The sequence below is a fragment of the Streptomyces sp. NPDC050806 genome, assembly GCF_055586425.1.
Window position 1 is genome coordinate 626,917 of the sequence record NZ_JBVJIF010000002.1, and the last position, 17,966, is coordinate 644,882.

General features: G+C 72.5%; 18 protein-coding genes. 6 read left to right on the forward strand and 12 right to left on the reverse strand.

Annotated features, from left to right (window positions below):
* Window positions 1-53: 53 nt before the first annotated feature.
* Window positions 54-698, reverse strand: a complete 645-nt coding sequence (locus ACZ6WH_RS08255) for a hypothetical protein (protein ID WP_469726897.1) — start codon at window positions 696-698, stop codon at window positions 54-56.
* A gap of 47 nt (window positions 699-745) precedes the next feature.
* On the reverse strand, window positions 746-2,218 hold the full coding sequence (locus ACZ6WH_RS08260; protein WP_469726898.1) for an FAD-dependent monooxygenase: 1,473 nt from the start codon (window positions 2,216-2,218) through the stop codon (window positions 746-748).
* Between the two features lie 559 nt (window positions 2,219-2,777).
* Here ACZ6WH_RS08260 and ACZ6WH_RS08265 point away from each other — a divergent pair.
* The gene (locus tag ACZ6WH_RS08265; protein ID WP_469726900.1) at window positions 2,778-3,521 is read left to right on the forward strand and encodes a hypothetical protein; all 744 of its coding nucleotides are present in this window, start codon (window positions 2,778-2,780) and stop codon (window positions 3,519-3,521) included.
* 79 nt (window positions 3,522-3,600) lie between these two features.
* On the opposite strand, the gene ACZ6WH_RS08270 is transcribed toward ACZ6WH_RS08265, so the two are convergent.
* Entirely contained in the window at window positions 3,601-4,284 is a 684-nt protein-coding gene (locus tag ACZ6WH_RS08270) for a response regulator transcription factor (RefSeq protein ID WP_432851505.1), read from the reverse strand.
* Between the two features lie 542 nt (window positions 4,285-4,826).
* On the opposite strand from ACZ6WH_RS08270, the gene ACZ6WH_RS08275 reads away from it, so the two are divergent.
* From ACZ6WH_RS08275 to ACZ6WH_RS08285, 3 genes are all read left to right on the forward strand, one after another.
* The gene (locus ACZ6WH_RS08275; RefSeq protein ID WP_469726902.1) at window positions 4,827-5,306 is read left to right on the forward strand and encodes a helix-turn-helix domain-containing protein; all 480 of its coding nucleotides are present in this window, start codon (window positions 4,827-4,829) and stop codon (window positions 5,304-5,306) included.
* Window positions 5,307-5,372: 66 nt separating this feature from the next.
* On the forward strand, window positions 5,373-5,906 hold the full coding sequence (locus ACZ6WH_RS08280) for a hypothetical protein (RefSeq protein ID WP_432851502.1): 534 nt from the start codon (window positions 5,373-5,375) through the stop codon (window positions 5,904-5,906).
* Window positions 5,907-5,911: 5 nt separating this feature from the next.
* Complete coding sequence (locus ACZ6WH_RS08285) at window positions 5,912-7,066, forward strand: MAB_1171c family putative transporter (RefSeq protein ID WP_469726903.1); 1,155 nt, start codon at window positions 5,912-5,914, stop codon at window positions 7,064-7,066.
* A gap of 22 nt (window positions 7,067-7,088) precedes the next feature.
* Here ACZ6WH_RS08285 and ACZ6WH_RS08290 read toward each other — a convergent pair whose 3' ends face one another.
* The 8 genes from ACZ6WH_RS08290 to ACZ6WH_RS08325 form a co-directional block, all read right to left on the reverse strand.
* Entirely contained in the window at window positions 7,089-8,105 is a 1,017-nt protein-coding gene (locus ACZ6WH_RS08290) for a beta-ketoacyl-ACP synthase III (RefSeq protein WP_469726904.1), read from the reverse strand.
* Entirely contained in the window at window positions 8,102-9,106 is a 1,005-nt protein-coding gene (locus tag ACZ6WH_RS08295) for an alpha/beta hydrolase (protein WP_469726906.1), read from the reverse strand. The genes ACZ6WH_RS08290 and ACZ6WH_RS08295 overlap by 4 nt, the downstream gene beginning before the upstream one ends.
* A gap of 42 nt (window positions 9,107-9,148) precedes the next feature.
* Window positions 9,149-9,889 carry an SDR family NAD(P)-dependent oxidoreductase gene (locus ACZ6WH_RS08300; protein WP_469726907.1) on the reverse strand — a complete coding sequence of 247 codons (741 nt, stop codon included), beginning with the start codon at window positions 9,887-9,889 and terminating at the stop codon, window positions 9,149-9,151.
* Window positions 9,882-10,517 carry a hypothetical protein gene (locus tag ACZ6WH_RS08305; RefSeq protein ID WP_469726909.1) on the reverse strand — a complete coding sequence of 212 codons (636 nt, stop codon included), beginning with the start codon at window positions 10,515-10,517 and terminating at the stop codon, window positions 9,882-9,884. The genes ACZ6WH_RS08300 and ACZ6WH_RS08305 overlap by 8 nt, the downstream gene beginning before the upstream one ends.
* A gap of 60 nt (window positions 10,518-10,577) precedes the next feature.
* A complete protein-coding gene (locus tag ACZ6WH_RS08310; protein ID WP_469726910.1) occupies window positions 10,578-11,711 on the reverse strand; it encodes an NADH:flavin oxidoreductase in 1,134 nt (377 codons plus the stop codon).
* 100 nt (window positions 11,712-11,811) lie between these two features.
* Window positions 11,812-12,513, reverse strand: coding sequence for an ATP/GTP-binding protein (locus ACZ6WH_RS08315; RefSeq protein ID WP_469726912.1), 702 nt, complete (start codon window positions 12,511-12,513; stop codon window positions 11,812-11,814).
* Between the two features lie 74 nt (window positions 12,514-12,587).
* Entirely contained in the window at window positions 12,588-13,616 is a 1,029-nt protein-coding gene (locus ACZ6WH_RS08320; protein ID WP_469726913.1) for an AvrD family protein, read from the reverse strand.
* Window positions 13,617-13,710: 94 nt separating this feature from the next.
* Window positions 13,711-14,622: a zinc-binding dehydrogenase gene (locus ACZ6WH_RS08325; protein ID WP_469726914.1), complete on the reverse strand. Its 912-nt coding sequence runs from the start codon at window positions 14,620-14,622 to the stop codon at window positions 13,711-13,713.
* 332 nt (window positions 14,623-14,954) lie between these two features.
* Here ACZ6WH_RS08325 and ACZ6WH_RS08330 point away from each other — a divergent pair, with 332 nt between their 5' ends.
* The gene (locus ACZ6WH_RS08330; RefSeq protein ID WP_469726916.1) at window positions 14,955-15,761 is read left to right on the forward strand and encodes an AfsR/SARP family transcriptional regulator; all 807 of its coding nucleotides are present in this window, start codon (window positions 14,955-14,957) and stop codon (window positions 15,759-15,761) included.
* Window positions 15,762-15,767: 6 nt separating this feature from the next.
* Here the strand turns inward: ACZ6WH_RS08330 and ACZ6WH_RS08335 are convergent, their stop codons facing one another.
* Window positions 15,768-16,328: a TetR/AcrR family transcriptional regulator gene (locus tag ACZ6WH_RS08335; protein ID WP_469726917.1), complete on the reverse strand. Its 561-nt coding sequence runs from the start codon at window positions 16,326-16,328 to the stop codon at window positions 15,768-15,770.
* A 134-nt stretch (window positions 16,329-16,462) separates the two neighbouring features.
* Here ACZ6WH_RS08335 and ACZ6WH_RS08340 point away from each other — a divergent pair, with 134 nt between their 5' ends.
* The gene (locus tag ACZ6WH_RS08340; RefSeq protein ID WP_469726919.1) at window positions 16,463-17,872 is read left to right on the forward strand and encodes an MFS transporter; all 1,410 of its coding nucleotides are present in this window, start codon (window positions 16,463-16,465) and stop codon (window positions 17,870-17,872) included.
* Window positions 17,873-17,966 lie beyond the last annotated feature (94 nt).

The window sequence follows — 17,966 nt, forward strand, 5'->3', positions numbered from 1 at the left end:
CAACGGGTTCGTCGTGCGGTGGCGCTCCGGACGGTGGCGGAGTGGGGACGGCGCTACGCGCTCACGCTCCGGTGGAGGTGGTACCGCTTGTAGCCGATGGGCCGTACCCCGGGCATGTCGGTGGTGATGCGCAGCGCCTGTGCGCGTGCGGCGCCTTCGAGGAAGGCGATGTGGGCCCGGTCGGAGGTCCACTCCGCGTAGTTGAGCACGCGGGTGCCGTCCGTACTGAGATGGAAGTTCGCGGACACCATGCCGGGGAGCCGGCCACGCGCGTCCTCCAGGGAGTCGGCCACGGAGGCGACGATCCGGCGCTGGCGTTCGGGGCCGTCGATGTCGAACAAGGCGGTGACCATACAGCCGGGCGGCTGTGCGGCGCCGCCGAGGACCACGCTGCGGTGCAGCCGGTACTCGACAGGTTCGGCGCCGGCCGGCCCCCGGAGAGCGCGGACGAACGGGCGGTAGGAGCCGGCGTCGGCGCACTGGGCGTACGTCAGCACGGTGTCGTCATCGGTACTCAGGAAGCAGCTGAACGAGACGAATCCCGCCGGCCACGCGGCGCCCTCCCACTGGGCGAGGACGTCGTCCAGGTCGCGGAGGCCGTGTGCGCGATCGGGCACGTACCAGTGGCTGATGAAGACAGCGCTCGCGTCGGTACGGCGGATGTCCGGCATGACGGGTGAAGCGGCCAGCGAGGGCACGTCGTCTCCTTGGGTGAAGGGGCAGGACACAGCTGTGCGGGAGGGCGTCAGCCACCGGAGGCGGGGCCGAACCAGCGGGTCAGGGCGTCCGTCGCGGAGCCGGAGCAGGGCGCCGTCCACGCGACGTACCCGTCGGGACGCACCAGCACGGCGTCGGTGCCCTGCAGCGGGCTGTCGGCGGACATGCCGTGCGGCTCCGCGGCCACGTGGTCCACCCGGTCCGCCCAACCGCGTGCGACGCCCCGCAGCCGGCCGCCGGCCGTGAAGTCGAGCAGCACTCCCCGGGCCCGGTGGAGCAGCGCGGTGCTGCTGGTCTTGCCTTCCGGCAGGAGGAGTTCCTGGTGCGGCATCCGGCGGCCGAGCAGCGGGTGCCCGTCCGGCCCGACGTCGTACCGGATGTCCAGGCCGCTGACCATGCCGGCCAGGAAGCGGCCGGCCTCCTCGAACCGGAACACCCGGGCGAGCACGTCCCGCAGGGGCTGCATCTCCTCGCCGCCGAGGAACAGCACGCCCTGGGCGCGGGTGTTCGTCAGCAATTGCGCGCCGACCGGGTGGCGTTCGCCGTGGTAGGTGTCCAGCAGCGTCTCCGGGGCCCGGCCCCGGGCCACCGCCCCCAGCTTCCAGCCGAGGTTCACCGAGTCCTGGATGCTGACGTTCATGCCCTGACCGCCGGCGGGGAGATGGATGTGCGCGGCGTCCCCCGCCAGCAGTACCCGGCCGCGGCGGTACTCCGCCGCCTGCCGCGCGCCGTCGCCGAAGGCACTCACCCACAACGGGGTGACACCGGAGATGTCCTCGCCCGTCAGCCGGCGCCACCCCTCGACCACCTCGTCGAAGCGCGGCGGCCCGGTGCGCGGCCGGGGGCGCCGGCCGTGCTCGGAGACGACGATGCGGTGGGCACCGTTCTCGAGCGGCGCCACCAGGATCACGCCGCCCGGCAGCCGCCCGCCCGTGTGGTGGCGGCCGAGGTCGAGGTCCCGTACGTCGGCGAGGAGCATCTCCGCCGTCGAGTCCGTACCGGGGAAGTCGAAACCGGCCAGCTGCCGTACGGTGCTGCGGCCGCCGTCGCACCCGGCGAGATAGGCCGCCCGAAGCCGGTAGGCGCCGTCGGGGCCGCGTACCTCGACCTCGACACCTTCGTCGTCCGCCGCCAGGCCGACGACTTCGTGACCGTGCCGGACGTCCGCACCGAGTTCGGCGGCCCAGCCCGCGAGCATCGCCTCGGTACGCGACTGCGGGACCCCGCTGACGCCGGCGTGGCTCCCGTCGCCCACGCCCATGTCGATCGGCACGCTGCCGAAGTGTCCGGCGTGGGCCTTACCGACCTCGCCGAGGCGCGGCAGCAGGCCGCGCTGGTCGAAGACCTCCATGGTGCGCGCGGTGAAGCCCATCCCGCGTGATTCGCCACTCGGTCCTTCGAGCCGTTCGAGGACGGTGACCCGGGCGCCCGCCAGCCGGAGTTCGGCGGCGAGCATCAGCCCGGCCGGACCGGCACCGACGACGATCACTTCGCTCTCCATGTTGCTCTCCCTGTCTTTGACTCCGGCAATGCCCCGGGACGGGGTGACGAGAATTCCCCGCTGTAGGTGACGGCGCGGCGCGGTCCGGTAATCCAGAGGCGCTCTGCAGGAAATGGAAACCGGGCCTCGCGAGAGGGCGCGCAGGGAAATCCGAAGGGAATTTCCATGCCCCGAAGACAGCTTTGGGGAAGCTACTTGAAAGCTTCTTCGATGGGTCTTCGGGCGTCAAGGAAAGACTTACAAGGCACCGGCAAGAATGTGTGAAGCGTGTGTCAAGCCGTCAGGGTTCCGTCAGCTGCCGCACAGGTAACTGTGATGAATTCAGCGCGCTGTTGCCGCCTCTTCCCATTCGCTTCTACGTTACGGAGCCGGTGGTGCAGAGCGCGGAACCACGAGGAGAGCGCGGAACATGACCTGTGAGACGACCGGTACGCAGCCGGGCCGTACGGAATCGGCACGACGTACTGCGGCCCGCCCCTGCCGCGGCGCGCAATGCCGCTCGGACGGGGGCGGCACGGCGAACCGGCGGCGGCCGGCGACGGGTTCGCCCCTCTGCCCGGTGTGCCAGAGGCGCCTGGCCGATGACATACGGGGGCTGCCCGGCCTCTACCGGGCCTGCGAGGAGATCCTGGGCGGCCCGGGCGGGCGGGGCGGGGCCGGGGAACGGGTCTCGGGCGGGCCGCTGCCCGGCATGCCGTTCAACACCGCGGCCGCCGAGGCGCGTTCCGCGATCCTCACGGTGCTCGGCTCCTGGGCCGGCCTGATCGCCGAGACGTACCGGGTGCCCCCGCCGGCGCGTGCCGTACCGGAACTGGCCGCCTTCCTGCTGCGGCACCTCGGCCGGCTCACCGCCCACGGCGCGGCGCACGACGCCTCGGCCGAGGCCGGCCGCCTGGTACGGAAGGCCCGCTCCGCCGTCGAGTCGGCCAGGACCCGCGCGGTTCCCGTCGGGGCCTGTCCGGAACCGGCCTGCCCGGGGCAGCTGACCGCGCTGATCCGGTCCGACGCTCCGGAGCGCCCCACGGCGATACGCTGCCGGGCGGACTCCGCGCACGAGTGGGCCGGGCACGAGTGGCTGCGGCTCCGGCACCGTCTGCAGGAAGCCCGCCCGGCCGAGCCCGGCAGCGCCGCGACGGTGTGGCTCACGGCGGCCGACATCTCCCGCATGTGGTCCACCCCCACCGGGAGCGTCTACCGGCTCGCCGGTGAAGGAAGCTGGCGGCGGCACAGCAGCCGGGGGCGGACCTTCTATCACGAGGCCGACGTCGTGCGCACGATGCGGGGGCGGCGGTCCCGGGGCTGACCGGGCGCGGGCCCGAACGGGCGGCGCGGGCCCACGGGGCCGGGCCGGTGCCGCCGTTCGTCACCGTCGTGCGACGGCGTCACGGCCTCCGGAAACAGAAGCCGACGCCGCGGACGGTCCGTATCCCGTTGTTGCGGCCGAGCTTGCCGCGCAGCGCGCTGATGTGGGTGTCGATGGTCCTGCTCACGCGTGAACTCATGCTGTGCGGAACCGGGTTGTCCCAGATCTCCGCCATGAGACGCTGGCGGGAGATCACCGTCCCGGGGTGGCTCACGAGGTAGTGCAGGAGGTCGAACTCCTTCCGGGTCACCTCGATCAGCTTCCCGTCGAGGTGCACCTCCCGTGAGGCCGCGTCGATGCACAGCGGCCCCTGGGTGAGAGAGGGGGCCTGCGGTACGTCCTTCGGCTGCGGGCGGACCCTGCGCATCACCGCGTCGATGCGGGCCCGCAGTTCCCGGAAGTCGTACGGCTTCATCAGGCAGTCGTCCGAGCCCGCCTGCAGTCCGAGGGCCCGGTCGAGACCCGTGACGCGGTCGGTGAAGGCGATGATGGGTGTGTCGCCGGCGGACCGCATGCGGCGGCACACTTCGAGTCCGTCGAGGTCCGGCAGCTCGAGGTCGAGCAGCACCAGCTCAGCGGCGTCGTAGGCCGCGAGGGCCTCGGCGCCCGTACCCACGCTGACGGGTTCGTGCCCGTGCCGCACCAATTCCTGGGTCAGAGATTCAGCCATGACTGCTTCGTCTTCGACCACGAGCACCTGCATGATTCCCCCATTTCAATCCATGATTGAATGCCATGAAAACCGCTCGGGTTCACGGGGCCGGGCAGGATGCCGCGCATTCTGTCTGCCAGGCATGTGCGAGAAAGCGGCCCCGCCGGCGGTGACCGTGGTATTGCTCCGCACCCGTCGGCCGGGTGCGGGCCGGGGGTTTCCCGGAAGTTCGGAATTCGTTCATGACGTACCGGTTCCTCCTGCAGTGGTCCGTGCAATGAGGTGATGCGGTGCAACGTCTCGCTCGCGAACTACCGTGAACGCCTCCCCGTCCGTCTGTTCACCACAGTTAACGACGTATGGCAGTGGATGCTAGCCGGAGAGGCAGGGCAGTACAACCGTCTCCTGAGCGGCCCAGGTGGTGACCGGGCGGGGAGGGGCTGCCGGGCGTCTGCTCGTCCGCACAGACAAGGTGCCAAGTCGTCAACTAAGGTGAACGACCGACGGGGGTCGGAGTGGGGGACACGTCCGTGTCGGTGCCCGCTGCTCCGCGGCGCCCCGGACGCCATGCGCAGGAAGGGGTGGGGCGACCGATGGACAGTGGGACGAGCCGTTCGGCCGACGACCGGCTGACGGTGGCACAGAAGCTCGATCATCTGCTCAAACTCCGCGCCGAGTTGCGGGAGAACGGCAAGTCCTCCTACAAGGCGCTGGCCGCCGAGATCGCCGCGCAGTCGGGGGAGTCCTTCTCCGGCGCGTACCTGTGGCAGCTCCACCGGGGCGAACGCACCAACCCGACGCTCCGTCACCTCCAGGCGCTCGCAGCTTACTTCGACGTCCCGGTGTCGTACTTCACGGACGACGACGTGACGCGGAAGGTGCTCGACGAGGAGGACCTGGCGCGCCGCGAGCTGGACCGGTCCATGACCGAGGCAGGCGTGAGCGCGCTGTACCTGCGAGGCGATCTCGCCGCCCTCTCGCCGGAAGGGAAGCGGATGGTCGCGGACATGGTGCACCGGCTCAGGACCCTGGAACAGGGCGAGGACCAGACCCGGCAGCCACCGGAGAAGTGAGCCGGCCCCCGCGTCAGACGTGCCCCCCGTCCCCTCCGACCCGAAGAACGCTGGAGACCGACCGTCATGCAGTGGAGACGTCTGCGCCGCAGATGCGAGAGTGTCATCGCCGGGATCACCCTGCCCGAGCCCTTCTCGGCCCGGGAACTGTGCGACCAGCTCAAGGCGGAGCGGGAACGTCCCTTGCAGTTACTGCCGTTGCCGACACCCACGGTGCCCGGCACGCCGACGGGCATGTGGCTCACCACCGAACGCGGTGACTACATCTTCTACGATTCGCAGACCAGCCTGGTCCACCAGGAACACATCATCGTCCACGAGATCGGCCACATGCTGTGCGACCACCGGTCGGCGGTCGACGACCGGCGGCTGTACCGGCACGTCGACCTCGGGAACCCCGATGACGTGGGACAGGTGCTCGCCCGCATCCGGTACTCCGACGAACAGGAGCAGGAGGCGGAGATGATCGCCAGCCTCATCCTGGAGGCCGCGGGCCACGTGCCCGCCCCCAGGCTGCTCTCCGGGCTGCTCGGCAGGCTGGAGTCCGCCATGGGCCTGCGGGACACCGGACGCCGGGGGGCCTCGTGTTCGCGTGGTTAGAGCCCGTGGGGATCGTCCTCCTGTGGGCGACGGTCATCGCGCGACTTCCCCAGAGCATCCGCAGCAGCGATCAACGGCCCTTGATGTTCGCCGTCATCATGATCGCGCTCGCCATGTCGATGAACCTTGAACCCGTCACGTCGGCGCTGTCGTACCTCGGGGCCCACACCCACCGCGTCGACCTGGCCACCCATCTCTTCGCCGTCGTCGACGCCGCGGCCGTCCTGTGGTTCGTCTGCCAGGCGGCGGGGCGGCAACGGCCCACCTTCCTGGTCTCCGGCGCCGCGCTGGCCGTCATGACCGCCATGGTCGTCATGGACATCAGCGGCCCCCCGCGCCTTCGCAACGAGATCGCCGCCTCCCCGGACGTGCCACGGGTGTCCGAGGCGTACTGGTGGGTCTTCCTCTCCTTCCACCTGCTGGCGGACACGGCCTGCGGGCTCGTGTGCTGGCGGTACGGCCGGCGCGGTACGCCGTCGCTGCTGCGCTACGCACTGCGCCTGTTCGGTACCGGCATCCTTCTCGCGTCGCTGTTGTGGCTGCTCAAGGTCGCCTACCTCTGCACTCATTCGCCGGCCATCGCGCCGTGGTTCTCGCCGGTCACCGGCATCGAGGCCCTGTGCATCGCGGGAGGGATCGGACTCCCGCTGCTCGGCCCGCTCCGCGAGCGACGGCGCTGCCGCAGGACGTACCGGGCGCTCGCCCCGCTCTGGCACGACCTCACCGCCGCCACGCCCGACGTGATCCTCGACCCGGGCGGCCGGCTCAGCTCGGTGGCCGTCCCATTGCAACTGCGGCGGTACCGGAGGATCATCGAGATCCGGGATTCCATGATCGTGCTGCGCAACTATGTTGCTCCGACGGCCATCGAAGCGGTCCGCCGCCAGGTCGCCGCGCAACACGTTCCCGAGCACCTGATCAGCGCGCACACCACCGCCTACTGGCTCGCCACAGCCCTGCACGCCAAGCACGACGGCCAGCACCCGCAGGCCCAGCTGTCCACTCTGGTGAGCCCCGGCACCAACGATCTCGCCGACGAGGCCAGTCACCTGCTCCGGGTCGCGGAGGCCTACCGGTCGCCGGCCGTCCGTGCCTTTGCGGCGTCCTTGCCGAGCCGGTCCGGCGCCGCCGCCCGCTCCCCGCATTCCTGCGAGACGTGACCCGTCCGGTCCGCCGACGGCCTCACGGCAACGTGACCACCGTCGCCGCGTACGAGAGGCCCGCGCCGTAGCCGAGGAGGAGGGCGCGGGCGCCGGGGACGAGGGTGCCCTCCTGGAGGAGGCGGTCGAGGGCCAGGGGGATGGAGGCGCCGGAGGTGTTGCCCGTGGTCTCGACGTCCCGGGCCACCGCGACGTGGGAGGGCAGGCGCAGCCGGTCGGCGAGGTGGTCGATGATGCGGACGTTGGCCTGGTGCGGGACGAACGCGTCGAGGTGGGCGGGTGCCAGGCCGGCCGCGTCGAGGGCCTGCCGGGCCACCCGCGCCATCTCGAAGGCGGCCCAGCGGTAGACGCGCTGGCCGTCCTGGCGCAGCGCGGGACGGCGGGCGGCGTGCTCCCCGGTCGTCCCGTGCCACTCGTTCCAGGGCGTGGTCTGGGCGATGGCGTCGGCCTGGGCGCCGTCCGCGCCCCAGACGACGGGGCCGACGGCGTTGGCGTTCACGGGGCCCAGGACGACGGCTCCGGCGCCGTCGCCGAAGAGGAAAGCGGTGGACCGGTCCGTCACGTCCAGCAGGTCGGTCATCCGTTCCGCGCCGACGACCAGGACGTACCGCGAGGTGCCCGCCCGGATCGCGTCGGCGGCGAGGGCGAGGGCGTGGACGAAGCCAGCGCAGCCCGCCGACACGTCGAAGGCGGCGGCGCCGCGTATCTGGACGCGGTCGGCGATCCGGGGAGCCGCGGCCGGGGTCTGCTGCATGTGCGTGAAGGTGGCGACGATCACGCAGTCGACCTGGTCGGCCCGGACGCCGGCCTGGGCGAGCGCCTTGCCGGCGGCGTGGGCGCCCATCGCGACGAGCGTCTCCTCGGCGGACGCCCAGTGCCGGGTGCGGATGCCGCTGCGGGTCCTGATCCACTCGTCGGATGAGTCGATGTGCCGGCAGATCTCCTCGTTGGGGACGACGCGGTGCGGTCGGTAGCCGCCGACGCCCAGGATGCCGGGGTGGGCGGTCCTGGCCGGGGCGGGAAGGGCGCTATGGGTCACGACTGGCTCCGTCGGGCGGTGGGCGGGGCGGGCGGCAGGTCGCCGGCCGCGGGGGTGTGCGGCCACAGCGCCTGCCGCAGCGCGGCGAAGGAGTCCGCGGCCGCCGCGGCGCAGGACGGCACCGAGCCGATCAGGCTCAGGAAGCCGTGCGGCATCGTGGGGCACGGGTCGAACCGGACGGGGACCCCGGCGTCCCGCAGCCTCCGGGCGTAGACGGCTCCTTCGTCGCGCAGCGGGTCGTACTCCGCGACGAGGACGTACGCGGCGGGCAGGCCGTGCAGGGAGGCGGCGCGGGCCGGCGCGGCCCACGCGGGCGGTCCGTCCCGCAGCGCCGGCGGCAGGTACTGGGCGTCCAGCCAGCGCAGGGCCGCCCGGGTGAGCAGCGGGGCGTGCGCGTTCTCGTGCCGGGAGGGCGTGTCACGGAAGTCGGTGCTCGGGTACCACAGCAGTTGCAGGACCGGCAGCGCCAGGCCCGCGTCCCGGGCCCGTAGGCACAGGCCCGCCGCCAGGTTCCCGCCCGCGCTCTCCCCGCAGACGGCGATCCGGCCGGGATCGGCGCCCAGCTCCGCGGCGGCACGGCGCAACGCCCAGCGGTAGGCGGTGAACGCGTCGTCGGGGGCCGCGGGGCACGGGTGTTCGGGCGCCAGCCGGTAGTCGACCGAGACGACGACGGCCTCGGCCTCCCGGGCGATACGGCGCGCCAGGGCGTCCTGGGTGTCCAGATCGCCGAGGACGAAGCCGCCGCCGTGGAAGAACAGCACCAGGGGCAGGCCGCGCCGGGCCGACGGCCGGTAGCAGCGCACCCGTACCGCGTGCCCGTCGCCGCTGCCGGGCTCCGCCCGTACCGTGCGGTCCTCGACCGTGTGCATCTCCAGGCCGGGCGGGACGGGGCCCGGCAGGCGGCGGCGCGCGGCGCGCAGTGCCGCCGGGTCGGGGCCCGACTCCCAGTCCACCGCCGGCAGGGTGCCGACGACGCGCCGCACCTCGGGGTCCAAAGGCATGGGGCCGTGCTCCGTTTCTGTCGTGGTGTGTCGCGGCGTACGTCAGTACGCGATGCCGCCGTCGATGCGGAGGACCGTGGCGTTGATGTCGGCGGAGTCCGGGTGCAGCAGGTACGCGATGGCGGCCGCGACCCGCTCCGCCGGGACCACGCCGGTCAGCGAGCGCGCCGCCTTCTGCTCGAAGACCTTCTCCGGCAGCGCCCCGGCCAGCCCCGTGTCGAGCAGGCCGGGGGAGACGACCACGCTGCGGATGCCGTACCGGGCGTACTCCTGGGCGACGCTGAGCGACAGGCCGTGCAGTGCGGCCTTGCTCGCCGCGTAGCTCGCCTGGCCCGCGTTGCCGGTCTGCGCGACGACCGAAGAGACGTAGACGAGGCGCCCCGAGCGGGCCCGCATCATCGGCCGCAGCGCGTGCTTCGTGGCGAGGAAGGCGCCGCGCAGATTGACGCGCTGCACCGCGTCCCAGTCCTCGGCCGGCATCCGCACCAGCGGCTGGTCCTTGGCGATGCCGGCGTTGTGGACGAGGGCGTCGAGCCGGCCGAGCCCGGCGGCACACCGCACGATCTCCTCGGCCGTGGACTCCTCGCCGATGTCGCCCCGGCAGACGTGCAGCCGGCCCGCGTGCGCGTCGCCGAGCATCGTCAGCTCGTCGGTGGGCGTCCGTACGTTGGCGATGACGTGGGCGCCGCGTTCGAGGAGCGTCCGCGTCGTGCGGAGGCCCAGGCCGCGGCCGGCGCCGGTGAGGGCGACGACCCGGCCGTCGAGGGAGAGCGGATCAGACACAGGGGGTCTCCTGGTGCGGGAAGGCGTGGGCGGCCGCGGCCGCGAGGTGCCGCGGGGTGAGGGCGGAGGTACGGGAGCGGCGGGCGAACCGCACGTGCGGGTGGCCGCCGCGGGGGCCGTCGGCGGCCTCGCCGGCCCCGTCGAGCAGCAGCGGCGGCAGGAGGGCCGGGGGCACGTCGGCCCTACGGGCCCCGGCCGCCCGCCAGAACTCCGTACCGCGCTGCCGCAGTTCCGGCGGCAGCCAGGTCAGCGCCGGCACCCGCAGGTCGAGGAGGTCACCGTCGCCGGTGGCCAGGGCAGCGAGATCCGCCGGCGCCCGGTCCAGCTCGGCGCGCCACACGGGCACGGTGGCACCGAGCCCGTCGTCCCCGGCACGCGCGCCGGTCCCGTCAGGCGTGTCGAGTTCGTCCAGGACCACGAGGAGCGGCTGCCGCCGTTCCAGGCGCTCCGCGACCTCGTCGGCCTCCCGCGCGCCGGGCCAGAGCGCCACGGGTGTCCAGTCGCCCGTCCCGTCGACCGCCCAGCGGATCCGGGCGGCGCCCTCGAAGATGATCAGAACTCCCGCGCACAGGACGGTGGGCGGGGTGGGCCGATGCCCCGCCCCGGGGGCGGGTGTCGCGGCTGCCATGTGTGTCGGTCTCCAGATCGCTCACGTGCTCGGGGCGGGGCGGGGCCCCGCCCCTCGGGTTCAGTGCAGGCCCTGCAGCGCAGTGGCGTCGAACGGCTTCAGCTCGTCCGTACGGGCCTCGCGGACCTTGGCCACCCACTCCGGGTCGCCGAGCAGCGCGCGGCCCACGGCCACCAGGTCGAACTCGCCCGCCAGGAAGCGCTCGACCAGCGGGTCGAGCGGCGCGTTCGCCGCGCCCCTGCCCTCCAGGAGCGCGGTCTGGAACTCACTGTTGTCCAGCCCCACCGAGCCCACCGTGATGGTCGGCAGGCCGCTGACCTTCTTCACCCAGCCGGCGAGACCCGGGCCGGAGTCACCGAACTCCGGGACCCAGAACCGGCGGGTGGAGCAGTGGAACGCGTCGACACCGGCCTCGGCCAGCGGCGCGAGCAGCTCTTCGAGCTCCTGCGGGGTGGCCGCCAGCTGCGCGGAGAAGTCGGTGATCTTCCACTGCGAAAGCCGGAAGACGATCGGGAAGCCGCTGCCCACCGCGTCCCGGCAGGCCGCCACCACCTCGGCGGCGAAGCGGGCCCGCTTCCGGAGGCTGCCGCCGTAGAGGTCGGAGCGCCGGTTGGTGCCCTGCCAGAGGAACTGGTCGATCAAGTAGCCGTGCGCGCCGTGCAGTTCGATGCCGTCGAAACCGGTACGGCGCGCGTCGGCGGCGGCCCGCGCGAACGCCGCGACCAGCTCGTCGATGCCCCGCTGCGTCAGCGGCTCGCCGTTGGGCGTCTGCAGGTTGAGCAGCCCGGACGGGCTGACCGGGGTGGCGTCGGGGTGCGGCAGGTCGGCGCCGTGCCGGTCGGCTCCGACGTGCCACAGCTGCGGAAAGATCTTCCCGCCGGCCCGGTGCACCTCCTCGACCACGTGCGACCAGCCGCTGAGCGCGTCCTCGCCGTGGAAGCGGGGGACGGCGGTGCCGTTGGAGGCGGCGGGGTGGTCGACGGTGACGCCTTCGGTGATGACGAGGCCGACACCCCCGGCCGCGCGCCGGGCGTAGTACGCGGCCACGTCCTCCCCGGGTACGCCGCCCGGCGAGGCGCTGCGGGTCATGGGGGCCATCACGAAGCGGTTGTCGAGGGTGATGCCGCCCAGGGCGAGCGGCTCGAAGAGCGGCTGTACGGAGGGGTGGACGTCGCGGGCGGGGGCGGAGGTCATGGTGATGCTTCCGATCGGTGGAGGGGAGAAGGGGGTGCGAGGGCGGGGCGTGGGACCGGCCGCGCGGAGAGGCCGGGACGCGGCCGGTCGCCCGGCGGGGTCAGGAGGCGGCGGCCGGCGCGCGCTCGGTCTCCGGCGCGGTGTCCATCAGGGCCATCTCCTTCTCGGCGCGCAGCACCGCGTCCTCGACGGGCATGCGGACGGGCAGCCGGAGCAGCTCGACGATCTTTTCGAGGCGTGCGGGGATGCTGCCGCCCACGACGTGGTACGGAATGGCGTACTCGTCGAGGGTGTGGAGCAGCAGCTCCTCGGAGAGCTTCCGGAACCGCTCGGAGACCGGCCGGTGCCCGTCGGCCACCAGCGGGAACTCCACGGGGAGATGCACGAACACGTCGTACGTGCGCCGGGCGTGCTGCTTCATCACCGCGCCCATGTTGTCGATGACCTCCTCGTAGAAGGCCGTCTCCGCCGTGCGTTCGCCGGGCGCCTCGACGGAGTCGTCGGGGTGGATCCCGACGAGCACGCGGACCTTTCCGTAGACCCATTCGTGTATCGAGGAGCCGTCGGAGATGAAGCCGTCCGTCAAGTGGCTCTCGTGGACGGCGCGTTCCGCGTACCGGCGGATGCCCAGCTGGAAGAGCTCGGGCGCCGTGCAGTCCTCCAGGCGCTTGCCGGGCAGGGCCTCCGGCAGGATCTCCCGCATCGTCTTGGCGTGCGTCCTGGGGATGCCGGTGAGGTGTGCCAGGGCGAGCGACGTGGTCGTCTTCCCGGACGAGTACGTGCCGGATACGGCGATCTTCATGTGTGCCTCGGATTCGGTGGGCGGCGGCGGGCATGGCGCCGCCGGGCGGGGGACCGGCGGCGGGCCGGCCGTGGTCAGTGGGGTCGCGCGGCGGACCGGGGCAGGCGGTGCGCGAGGGCGTACTCGGCGTGGATGCCCTGCACGTCACCGGCGAAGTCCGCGGTGCGCCAGGTGTCACCGCCCATCGGCAGCGTCTTGTGCCGCACGATGGAGGTCGCCGCGACGAAGGGGTGGAGCATGGGCTGCAGGGGGCTCCGGGCCGTCATGTGGATGCGGCGCATCCAGAGCGTGTCGCTCTCCGCGCGGCCGATGCCGTCCAGTTCGTAGAGCAGCACCTGCGCCATCTGCGCCAGCACGATGGTGCTGTCCACCATGGACACCGCCTGCGGGAAGGCGCCGCCCAGGCCCGGGTCGGCCACCGTCCCCGCGTCCTCGTCGCGCACGGCGACCAGCGCGGTCAGCGCGGGCATGCCGCCGGCCGTCGCGATGTCCTCGATCCGGTGCAGGCGCCGCTTGTACCGCTCCCCGTAGAAGCGGTGTTCCGCCGGCCCGAGCGCCTCTGCGGCATCGGCGTACGTCGCCGGGCCCGTCCGGTGGTCCCCGGGCGGGTGCGCGATCTCGTACCGCACCTTGATCGAACCGACCCGGCACCGAAGCGTCGAGACGGCGGCCCGGGACAGCGGATCGGTGACCGGTTCCGTGGTGACCAGCTCGGCCGAGACGGCGAAGTCGGCCAGCTCCTCCTGCGGGTTGGCCCCGGAGCGCATCTCGAAGCCGCGCAGCCAGGTCGCCCGGCGCTCCTCGGCGGTGAGGCCGTAGGCGTGCCCGAGCAGCACCTCGCAGAGCTGGACGCCGATCACCAACGCGTCGACGCTGCTCAGATGCGGGCGGAGCGCTTCCTGGCCCGGCTTCGAGGACCAGTCGCCCGGGTAGTGGAGGCCGACCGTGGCCCGCAGCGTGCCGGTACCGGGGGCCGGCACGTCGGCCGTGAGAGCGGTGAGCGTGTGCCGGATGCGGCGGAAGCCCGCGCCGAAGAACCGGCTCTCACCCGGCCCGAGAAGGTCGTCCACCCCTCGGGGCCGTGTCTGCGCCTGCACGGACATGTCGCGGTGATTCCTTTCCTGAACAGCTGAGTTCCTGCGGACGAACGGGGGTCCGCCGGGGGCGGACGGAGGTCCGGTGGCTGCGCACCGGCGCTCAGGCCGCGCTCACGTCGAGCACGGCCTTGCCGCGCAGCTGCCTGCCGAACAGGGCGTCCACCGCGTCGGCCGCCTTCTCCCACGGCGCGTGGTGGGCCACCTCCGGGCTCAGCCGGCCCTGTTCGAGGAGGTGGAGCAGGACCGCCATGTCGGCGCCGAGCCGGTCGCCGATGCGGAAGGAGACCAGGGACCGGCCGGGGCCGACGGTCGAGTACGGCGGGAAGACGGCGGCCTCGCCGGACGCGCAGCCGATGCTCAGCACCGTGCCCTCGGGGGCGAGGAGTCCGTACGCCGCGACCAGCTGCGGGCCGCCCACGGTGTCGAGCACCACGTCGACGGGCTCGGTGATGCCGTCGAGGCCGACGGTCACCCGGTCGGCGCCCAGCACCACGAGCCCGCGCCCGCGCTGTTCGGCACCGACACTCGCGATGACGTGCGCTCCGGACAGTGCCGCGAGCTGTACCGCGAACCGGCCGACACCGCCCGAAGCGCCGGTGATCAGTACCCGGCGGCCCAGCAGCGGTCCGGCGGCGCGCAGCGCCCGCAGCGCGGTCACGCCCGCCACGGGCAGGGTCACGGCGCGGGCGAGGTCGACGGAGTCCGGGACCACGGCGAGTTCGTCCAGATCCACCGCGCGCAGCTCGGCCCACGCGCCGCCCATCCCGTAGGTGAGCACCCGGGTGCCCACGGCGGGGCCCGTCCCGTTCGCCGCCGCGGCGACCACGACGCCGGCCGCGTCCCAGCCCGGGACGGCACCCGCGGGGAAGCGCGAGAGGAAGTGCAGCTCGCCGTAGTTGAGGGAGAGGTGGCGGACCTCGACGAGCACCTGGTCGGGCCGGGGCTCGGGCGCGTCGACGGTGGCGAGGGCCAGGCCGGCGGGGGCGTCGGGGGCGGGCATCAGGGCACGCATGACGAATGCCTTTCGGAAAAGGGCGGACGAAATCGGAAGGCCCCGGGAGCGAGCAGCCCTCGTGGCGGAACCACTGTGCGGAAGCCGCCTATCCGGGCTGTATCCGCCGTGCATCACGGGCGTACCGCGGCTGCCGCAGGGGTGGTCAGGGCGGTCTCCGGGGCCTTCCTGAAAGCCTTTTCCGGCGCCCTTGTTTCGTATTGTTGCGCGACCCCGTAAAAGGGTTTACCTGGGCGGTAAAGATCTTTCTGTGACCCTCGTCACGAGAGTTACCTGCCGGTAAGCAGTACGCTTTCGGCTGCCGAACTCGGCTGTCCAGAACGGGGGATACTGTGCATTCAGCTGCGCAAGAGAAGGTGTTTGATTTTCGAATTCTCGGGCCTATTGAATTCCACGTTTCGGGCAGACCGGTGCCCGTTCCGGGGGCCCGGCAGCGGGCGCTGCTGTGCCTGCTGCTGCTCGAATCCGGCCGGACCATGACCGCCGCCCGGCTCATTGACGGCATCTGGGGCGAACGCCCGCCGGAGACGGCGGCGGCGCAACTGCGCATCTGCGTCTCCCGGTTGCGCAAGCTGCTCGCCGCGAGCGGTCTTCCGGGCTCCATCAGCACCGAGACCGGCGGATATCGCCTGCAGGTGCCCGAGGGGTGCGTGGACGTCCAGCGGTTCGGCGGGCTGCTGCGCGAGGCCGCGGACGCGGAGTCGGGCGGGCGTCGCGCGGACGCCGCCGCGCTGCTGCGCGAGGGGCTGGCGCTGTGGCGGGGGCCCGCCGCCGACGGCCTGGAGAGTCCGGCCGTACGGGCCGCCGCCGCACAGCTCGACGAAGAACGCGTGGCCGCGCTGGAACGGTACTTCGACCTGGAAATCCAGCTGGGCAGGCATCATCCGGTCATTCCGGAACTGATGTCCTGCGCGGCCGCTCATCCATTCCGGGAGCAGCTGCATTCCCATTTGATGCTGGCGCTCTACCGGGCGGGCCGGCAGGTCGAGGCGCTCCAGGCGTACCGCGAACTCAAGAGGCGTTTCGCGGACGAACTCGGCATTGAGCCCTCACTCCCGCTGCGCATCATGGAGACCAAGATTCTGGGACAGAATCCGGAACTCAGCGGCGGGCAATCCGTGCAACTCCTCGCGGGGTGAGGCGCGTCAGGCGCTGATGCCAGCCCGGAAGACGTCGGTCGCCAGGTCCGCGTCCAGGCCGCAGGCGACGGAGGTGGTGAGCCCGCAGATGACGGCGCGCAGGTCCTCGACGGTGAGGGCCGGGCGCAGCGCCCCGTCCGTGATCCAGGTGCCGTGCAGGGCGACGAGGCGCGGCACCAGGTCGCTCTGCTTGGTGGGCCGCTGGTCGGCGGGGAGTTCGGAGAGCAGGGAGCGGAGTTCGGCGCCGCTGCCCTGGAACACGGCGGCCAGACGGCGGAGGAACTCCCGGAGTGCCGCCGCCGCGCCGTCCTTCTCCAGGGCCTCCTCGGCAGCCGCGAGGCACCGCTCGAAGCGGCGTGCGGCGATGGCCCCGACCATGGCGTCCTTCGAGGCGAAGACCCGGTAGACCGTGGCCACGCCGACGCCGGCGCGCTCGGCGATCTGCTTCATCTGCACGTCCTTGCCGTGCCGGGTGAACAGCTCCTCCGCGATCTCGACGATCCGGTCCTGGTTGCGCCGGGCGTCCGCGCGCAGCACTTTGGTCGCCTTCGCCTCTGCGGCCGACATGTGACGCTCCTCACTTCCATCCGTACCTACGGAACCGGAACTCCGGTTCGGGTAAGTTCTCATCGGATCCGGAATTCGGGTTCTGGACAGGGTACTTACCCCCACGCGCGTGGGGCAACGAGATGTGAGGAGCCATGACCACGACGCAGACGGCGAGCACCGGCTCGCCCGCCGAGGCACCATCCGCCCGTCCGGGCGCGGCAACGGCCAGGCTCGTGGCGCTGGCCATGGGCTTCGTCATGGCCACGCTGGACGCCACCGTCGTCAACGTGGCGGGCGTGAGCATCAAGGACCGGCTCGACGCGAGCCTGTCCCAGCTCGCCTGGGTGGTCGACGGCTACGTCCTCACCTTCGCCGCCTTCCTGCTCCTCGGCGGTTCGCTGGCCAACCGGGTGGGCGCCAAGAAGGCCTACTCGTGGGGCATGGGGCTGTTCGTCCTGGCCTCGCTGGCCTGCGGCCTGGCCCCCTCCGCCGAGGTGCTGATCGCGGCCCGGCTGGTGCAGGGCGTCGGAGCCGCGCTGTTCATGCCCAGCTCCCTCACGCTGCTCGTGCTCTCCTTCCCGGACAAGGCCGAACGGGCCCGGATGCTCGGCATCTGGACGGCGATCGTCTCCACCGCGACGGGGCTCGGCCCGGTGGTGGGCGGTGTGCTGGTGGAGCTCCTGGGCTGGCGCAGCATCTTCCTGCTCAACCTGCCCCTCGGGCTGATCGGCCTCGTCCTCACCGCGCGCCTCGTCCCCGCACCGGACCCGGCGCCGGGCACCTCCGCCGTCACCGGCCATCTGCTCAGCTTCGCGACCCTCGCCGCGGCGTGCTTCGCGCTCATCGAGGGCGGGTCCTACGGCTGGACTTCGGCGGTCATCCTCGCGGCGGGCGCGGCGGCCGTGCTCTGCGGTGCGCTCTTCGTCGTGCACGAACGGCGCGCCGGCACCCCCGTCATCCCGCGCGTGCTCTACGGCGACCGCCGCTTCTCGGCCGCCAACGCCATCGGGTTCCTGCTCAACGTCGGGCTGTTCGGCGGCTCGTTCATGCTGAGCCTCTACCTCCAGCAGGGGCGCGGCGCGGCACCGTTCGCCGCGGGCCTGCAACTGCTGCCGGTCATGGCGGTGATCCTGGTGGGCAACCTGACCTTCTCCAGGCTCTCCCAGAAGTACAGCGCGAGGGGCCTGCTGATCGCCGGCTTCGCCGTGGCGGCCGGCTGCGCGTTCGCGCTGGTCACCGTCTCCGCCGCCACGCCGTACTGGCTGCTCGCCGGCCTCATGGTGATCGCGAACTTCTGCGTCGGGATGATCGTTCCGGCCCTGACCGCGTCGATGATGGAGGCGGCCGGGCCGCAGCAGGCCAACATCGCGGGCGCCGCGCTCAACGCCAACCGGCAGATCGGCGCGCTCGTGGGCATCGCCGTCATGGCCGTCCTGCTCGACGGGCTCGACTCGGTCCACCGCGGTGCCGCCGCCTCCTTCCTCGTCATCGGCCTCGCGTACGCCCTCTCCGCGCTGCTCACCTGGCGGTTCGTCCGCACCCCCGCCGAGCCCGCCGCCTGACGCGCCCCGCCGCGGGGCGGGCGCACCGCGCGCCGGTCAGGGGACCGGCCTGGAGCTTCTGCATTGCGGAATCTGTATTCCGAAATGTGTTGCA

Excerpts from the sequence above, each read along its gene's own strand:
- ACZ6WH_RS08260 (WP_469726898.1), bottom strand. The coding sequence starts at position 2,218 with ATGGAGAGCGAAGTGATCGTCGTCGGTGCCGGTCCGGCCGGGCTGATG.
- ACZ6WH_RS08270 (WP_432851505.1), bottom strand. The coding sequence starts at position 4,284 with ATGCAGGTGCTCGTGGTCGAAGACGAAGCAGTCATGGCTGAATCTCTG.
- ACZ6WH_RS08275 (WP_469726902.1), top strand. The coding sequence starts at position 4,827 with ATGGACAGTGGGACGAGCCGTTCGGCCGACGACCGGCTGACGGTGGCA.
- ACZ6WH_RS08280 (WP_432851502.1), top strand. The coding sequence starts at position 5,373 with ATGCAGTGGAGACGTCTGCGCCGCAGATGCGAGAGTGTCATCGCCGGG.
- ACZ6WH_RS08295 (WP_469726906.1), bottom strand. The coding sequence starts at position 9,106 with ATGCCTTTGGACCCCGAGGTGCGGCGCGTCGTCGGCACCCTGCCGGCG.
- ACZ6WH_RS08305 (WP_469726909.1), bottom strand. The coding sequence starts at position 10,517 with ATGGCAGCCGCGACACCCGCCCCCGGGGCGGGGCATCGGCCCACCCCG.
- ACZ6WH_RS08310 (WP_469726910.1), bottom strand. The coding sequence starts at position 11,711 with ATGACCTCCGCCCCCGCCCGCGACGTCCACCCCTCCGTACAGCCGCTC.
- ACZ6WH_RS08315 (WP_469726912.1), bottom strand. The coding sequence starts at position 12,513 with ATGAAGATCGCCGTATCCGGCACGTACTCGTCCGGGAAGACGACCACG.
- ACZ6WH_RS08320 (WP_469726913.1), bottom strand. The coding sequence starts at position 13,616 with ATGTCCGTGCAGGCGCAGACACGGCCCCGAGGGGTGGACGACCTTCTC.
- ACZ6WH_RS08325 (WP_469726914.1), bottom strand. The coding sequence starts at position 14,622 with ATGCGTGCCCTGATGCCCGCCCCCGACGCCCCCGCCGGCCTGGCCCTC.
- ACZ6WH_RS08335 (WP_469726917.1), bottom strand. The coding sequence starts at position 16,328 with ATGTCGGCCGCAGAGGCGAAGGCGACCAAAGTGCTGCGCGCGGACGCC.
- ACZ6WH_RS08340 (WP_469726919.1), top strand. The coding sequence starts at position 16,463 with ATGACCACGACGCAGACGGCGAGCACCGGCTCGCCCGCCGAGGCACCA.